General features: G+C 26.4%; 4 protein-coding genes and 1 pseudogene. 4 read left to right on the top strand and 1 reads right to left on the bottom strand.

Annotated elements, in window-relative coordinates:
- Window positions 1-184: 184 nt before the first annotated feature.
- From HMPREF2881_RS00885 to HMPREF2881_RS00870, 4 genes are all read left to right on the top strand, one after another.
- On the top strand, window positions 185-1,975 hold the full coding sequence (locus tag HMPREF2881_RS00885; RefSeq protein ID WP_002454570.1) for a DUF4209 domain-containing protein: 1,791 nt from the start codon (window positions 185-187) through the stop codon (window positions 1,973-1,975).
- A gap of 40 nt (window positions 1,976-2,015) precedes the next feature.
- Window positions 2,016-3,173, top strand: a complete 1,158-nt coding sequence (locus tag HMPREF2881_RS00880; protein WP_002454571.1) for a hypothetical protein — start codon at window positions 2,016-2,018, stop codon at window positions 3,171-3,173.
- 476 nt (window positions 3,174-3,649) lie between these two features.
- A complete protein-coding gene (locus HMPREF2881_RS00875) occupies window positions 3,650-5,380 on the top strand; it encodes a DUF2075 domain-containing protein (protein WP_070653595.1) in 1,731 nt (576 codons plus the stop codon).
- Window positions 5,373-5,714: a nucleotide pyrophosphohydrolase gene (locus HMPREF2881_RS00870; protein WP_002454574.1), complete on the top strand. Its 342-nt coding sequence runs from the start codon at window positions 5,373-5,375 to the stop codon at window positions 5,712-5,714. Before HMPREF2881_RS00875 ends, HMPREF2881_RS00870 begins: the two co-directional genes overlap by 8 nt.
- Before the next feature lie 229 nt (window positions 5,715-5,943).
- On the opposite strand, the pseudogene HMPREF2881_RS11375 reads toward HMPREF2881_RS00870, so the two are convergent.
- Window positions 5,944-6,180: pseudogene (locus tag HMPREF2881_RS11375) on the bottom strand (IS6 family transposase); the annotation flags it as partial.

The following is a 6,180-nucleotide window of genomic DNA, read 5'->3' as shown; positions in this document are numbered from 1 at the left end:
ACGAGAAGTAATGAGAAGTAATGAGAAGTAATGAAAAGTAACGAGAAGTAGTATAAAGAGGTTGACATTTATAAATAATTCTATAAACCGCATCATTAACCGATACGCAGAAGCATATCATAAATAAAGCTAAAAATTAAATATAACGATTATTATTTTAATTTCAATGAGGTAAGATTAAGGTATGGAAAAATTTAAAGAAAAAGTAAATGACTTAGAAGCAATTAAGACTACTAGATATTATACAGAATTTGTGGAGAAATTTAAAAAAATTCAAGAGTGGGCTAAAAATGAAAATCTAAAGAATGAAGTGAAATTGGCACAATATGAGATTGAAATTTTCTCTTTATATGAGAAAAATCCCATTTTATCAAAAAATAAAAGTGAAAAAAGATTTGTAGCGACAATTAGTTTTGATGATGGTAGAGAGTGGCCAGACATTCAAAAATTTACAAATGATCAAATTAAATACTATGAGCAAAGATTAAACGAGACAAATAATTTGTTTTTAAAAGTAAGATATTCTGATTTTTTATTTGAACATGGTAATAAGAAAACAACTAAAACTAAATATGAAATTTCAAAATGTTTGCTATCGTGCTTAGTTGAGATTCTTACATATTACAGTGACGATTTTAATTATACTTCAGTATTAGCTAGATTAGTTGAAGTATCTCTTTTAATGGGAGATAGAGAAAAACTCAAAAAAGCTATCGAATTAATTTATCTAAAAATGGATGAATTTGACTATAATAATGAGTATAGTTATGTATATGAAATTTCAAAACTTATAAGAGAAATTTTAAAATCTAAGCACAAAAAAATAATCTTAGAGAATCATTTAAATAAAATTATAATTGTTTTAGAAAAAGCTATTAAAAACAATTTTGAAGATAAAAATTATTACCTACATAGAGTATTTTGTGAAGAACTTAGTCAATACAGAAAATTCGATTTAATTTCTTCTGAAAGAAGAAGTGAATTGAAAAAAGAAATTGGAAAAAGCTACGAGTTAGAGGCGGAATATCAACAAGGAAGAAATAATAAGAGTTTATTGGTAAAAGCAAATTTTTTAGAAAAAGCTATGGAAAAATATATGGAAATTGGAGAAAAAGAAAAAAGTAATGAGATGAAGATTTTAGTAAAAAGGACCTATGAAGAATACGAAAACAGTAATGAAATGAGTCTAATAAGAATTCCAATAGAATTTCCAAAAGAGGAAATTGATAAAATTATTGAAGGATTTATTTCCTCAGATGTACAGATTTCGTTAGATAAAATAGCATACAGTAATGACTTAATTCCTAAAATCACAGTAATTGAAGATCTAGTTGATAAGTTAAGTAAAGAGTTTCCTTTACAATGTTTAATTTCAAAAGGTTTATTGAATGATGGAAAAAAAGTAGTGGAAACTACTACAGAAGAAGATAATAAAACAATCAATTTTAATAGTAATTACATGCATCATTTAAATATTAATGTTGAATTACTTCTTAAAGCTATTTTTGATAAATTAATATCAGAATTTGAAATTTCCACTGAAGATTTCATGCAAAAATTTAATAAGTGGGAACTGTTAGATAATAAAAATGTTCCTTTTATTGAACATGGAATTTCTCGATTTTTAGAAAAGGATTATTTGAGCGCTTTGCATATTTTAGTCCCTCAATTTGAATCTACAGTTAGAAGAATGTTTTCTAAAGCTGGCTATTCAACTACATCTATTAGGAAAGGAAATACGCAACAAGAAGTAACATTTAATGAATTTTTACTCAGAGATGATGTGAAATCGACCTTAGGAAATGATATACATAAACTAATTCAAATTGTGATGGTTGAACAGTCGGGGTTGAATTTACGCAATGAAATAGCTCATGGATTAATAGAATTATCAAATATAAATTATACGAAATGTATTTTGGTTATTTATTTATTTTTGATATTAACTAGATATAGTATTGAAAAAAATGATTAATTAATAATTTATATTATACAAGTTTTGTGGAGGACATATCATGAAATTAGAAGAGTTGCTACTAATCACACAACAACCATTAATTGAATATTCTAAAAATAAAAAACTATTAAAAGGATCACGTTTATTTGATTTTGATGAAAGAATGAATGAAAGAAAAATCCCCAAAATTTTAACTAATAGCGATAAGTACCATGTTGTTGAAATAGCCAACTACGATAATTTAATAATTATTGATAATGAAGTAATAAACGGTAATGAATTAATTCAAGTCGGTCAATGTATTGACTTTGATAGTAACGTAATGAGCTATTTACGAAACTTGATTGTAAATAATAAATATGAAGATGATTTTTTTAAAATTTTAACTAATATAAAAAAAAGCAAGCAACAAATAAGCTGCGTACCTTATTTAATAGAAAATGGGAATAATATTCATAGTATAAATAAAATAATTTCATATGAAACAATATTATCATTTTCCATATTTGATAGAGTAAGCGAATTTGATTTTGAAAATCGCAATTTCTCAAGATATTTTAATGATTCAGAAGTTATTTTAGATACAGATGATAGATACTATCATATGATGAATATACAAGATTCTAATATACTTCAATTTCAAGCAATTTATCTATTAGTTTTAATGGCATTTTTTATAAAAAACAGCAGTAAAAAATCAGCAGAAAATAAAATTGTTTACTTGATTCAAACTTTTATTAAAGAAACTGAAAATAAATTAGCTTACTCAGAGTTAGAGTTAAGTGTTATTTTTGATTACATAAATAATAGTGATAATAATATATTTAAATCTACTAATTTGAATAGTAAAAATTTATTGAGTAAATTAAAAGGAATAGCTTGGGATTTATTTCATATTAGAACCTCGGAAGATCAAATCGCTCTAAGAAATACCAATAGCAAAGAAGTTTTTTTACATTCAATTTTTACAGCAGATAAAGGCTTGAGTAATGTGATAAATAACTATTCAATAAGCAGGATGCTAGCACATGAAGAAAAATTATATGTATATAGAGATAATAATATATTTAAAAAATTATCAAAAGATAAAGCTACTAAAATACAAGAATTGTTAGAAAAAGATAGAGATTCTAGAATTTCTAATGTAAGAGAAGCAAAGTACAATATACAAGAAAATATTGATATATATGAAAAATATATTAATGAAATGATTTAAAAATAGAATTATTAGAGTCGATTATAGAGAAGATAAAGTATTAAGCCATTATAATGATTTGTTACTTTAGTAATATCATTGATAAGGGGAAACGTACCATAAGGGATAAGGTTTTTAGTGTATTAAGAAAAAACATGTAGATATTATGTTAAGCAATTTTGTGTTTAAGATTGTTTAGGGAGTTATTAGTTCTTCTTTAATATTATATGACACTTCACAAGATATATTAGATCAGATGTTCATTTGATTTTTAGGTGATTATTAAATAAAATTGCGACTAATCAAAGTGAATAATCGTTAGAGAATCAATTGCAACAGTTGGACGGTTTAAGGTATTGACGTAACTTGAGTACCATGTACACAGTATACTATCTCGATGATTACAATTTTTTCTCAATAAAAATAAAAAAGTATATTAATTTAGCATAAAATTGATAAAATAGAGACGTATATATGAGAAATTGATAGGTGATATAATGGGAAACTTATTAAAAATAGAAAATATTAACTATTCACTAGAGGATTTAGATAACTCAGTACGTAAGTGGAATATTTCAGCAAATGGGAAATTTTTATTGAGATATCCGACTGTGTATATCATTAATGACAAAAAGAGTGAAAATAATTTTGAAGTTTATGTGGGAGAAACAGCTGATATAAGAAATAGAACAAGACAGCATCTAAATGCTGATAAGAAGGTGAAATCATTTTGGGAAGATTTTTCTGAATCAAAAAAATCATCAATGTATGTGATTGGTCATGAATTATTTAATAAATCTTTGACTCTCGATATTGAAAATAGATTAATGCAGTATTTGTTGAGTGTAGAGAATATATCTAGAGTTCATAATAGTAGAACAAATCAACAAAATGAATATTATACATCGGAAATGCTTGATGAAATATTCTCTGAAATATGGCAATCTTTAAATAAAAAAAATAAATCGTTATTTCCTATAGAAAGTATTATTAAAGATTCAGCTATATTCAAAGCATCTCCATTTCATAAATTGACACAAGAACAAATTAATGCTAAAGAAGAAATACTAACTAAAATTAAAGAAAGTATACTTTTAAATGAAGATGGACAATTAATTATTGTTGAAGGAGAAGCGGGCTCAGGTAAAACAGTTCTAATGAGTACATTACTTTATGAACTAGGAAAGTACAATTTGGATTTAGATGAAAATTTAGATATTCATCTTTTAGTTAACCATAATGAGCATGTTTCTATATATAGTCAAATAGCTTCTAAATTAGGTATAGCTAATAAAAAAAATAAAATTGTTCAAAAACCTACTAGTTTTATTAATAACAACTCATCAGATGAAAAAGTAGATGTAGTTATTGTTGATGAAGCACACTTACTTTTAACTCAAGGGAAGCAAAGTTATCAAGGTAAAAATCATTTAGATGATTTATTGGCGAGAGCCAAGGTTGTGGTAATTGTATTTGATATAAAACAAGTTCTTACTACTGAACAAATTTGGGAAGTAGATAAGTTGAATGAATATTTTGATAAGGCCAAAAGTAATAGTAATCATGTAACATTGAGAAATCAAATGCGTATAAATAGTGATATTTCAACTGTTAATTGGATCAGAAACTTAGTTGATTATCAAGTAATAAATTCTATACCTAAAGATAAATTAGGATATGATATTAAAATCTTTGATACACCAGATGAGTTAGAAAAAGCTATTAAGATAAAAGCTACACATACAGATAGTGGTATATCACGAATGCTTGCTACATTTGATTGGAAGTATGGAACCAAACCGCCTAATCATGAAGACTTTTGGAGAGTTAAAATCGGAAATTGGTCCATGCCTTGGAATTATCAATTAAAAGCTAATAGAAATCAAGTTAGCTTACCGTGGGTTGAGCAAGATCAAACAATTGATGAAATAGGTTCAACATTTACTATACAAGGTTTAGATTTAAACTTTGCGGGCGTCATTATAGGACCTTCAGTTAAATATAGAAATGGTAAAATTATTTTTGACAAAAGTGAGAGTGCTAATAAAAAAGCTACGCAAAGAAGAACGTTAAAAGACGGATCAAAACAGTATTTTTCAGAAATGCTTTTGAAGAATGAATTAAATGTCTTATTAACACGTGGTGTAAATGGCTTATATATTTATGCTGTAGATGATCAGTTAAGAGAAGCGCTAAAAATAGCAGCAAAGGATGAGAGCAATGGATGAAATTAATGATATTGTGAAAGAAATTAATAAATTTAGAGATGCTCGTAACTGGAGACAATTTCATAATGAGAAAGATTTATCATTGTCCATTACTTTAGAAGCAGCTGAGTTATTGGAATTATTCCAATGGAAAACATCTGATGAAGTAGTAGAAACTAATCGTGAAAGGTTAGCTGAAGAAATAGCAGATGTTTTAATATATAGCTATATGTTAGCAGACAATTTAAATTTTGATATCAATGATATTATCCGTAAGAAGTTAGTGAAGAACGCGGAGAAGTATCCTATAGCAAAAAGTAAAGATAACAAAATTAAGTATAATGAAATGTCTTAGAAATTTGGTTTTTAAATACTTTAATATTTTCAAATAAAAATTATCAATCCCAGAAACTCCTCATATTACCTACACATTTTCGTGTGGGCATGGTGGAGAGTATTTTAATTTAAACTTTATCAACATCAAATCACACCTCCTGTTTTTCTTCATCACACAGTTGTGGATCCGTTCTGTTGCAAAGTTAGAAAAATATAGCTAATTACCATTTTATCATGTCGTTGTTCCCTTAACTGGCTAACATATGCCTAATTTCGTGGCATGGCGAAAATCCGTAGATCTGAAGAGACCTGCGGTTCTTTTTATATAGAGCGTAAATACATTCAATACCTTTTAAAATATTCTTTGACGTATTGATACTTTGATATCTTGTCTTTCTTACTTTAATATGACGATGATCTTGCTCAATGAGATTATTTAGATATTTCGATATACAATGACAGTCAGGTTTAAGTTTAAAAGCTTT

Source organism: Staphylococcus sp. HMSC057A08, assembly GCF_001812925.1.
GTDB classification, from domain to species: domain Bacteria; phylum Bacillota; class Bacilli; order Staphylococcales; family Staphylococcaceae; genus Staphylococcus; species Staphylococcus hominis.
Note: the sequence above shows the minus strand (reverse complement) of the source record. Positions and strands in the feature narration are given on the sequence as shown.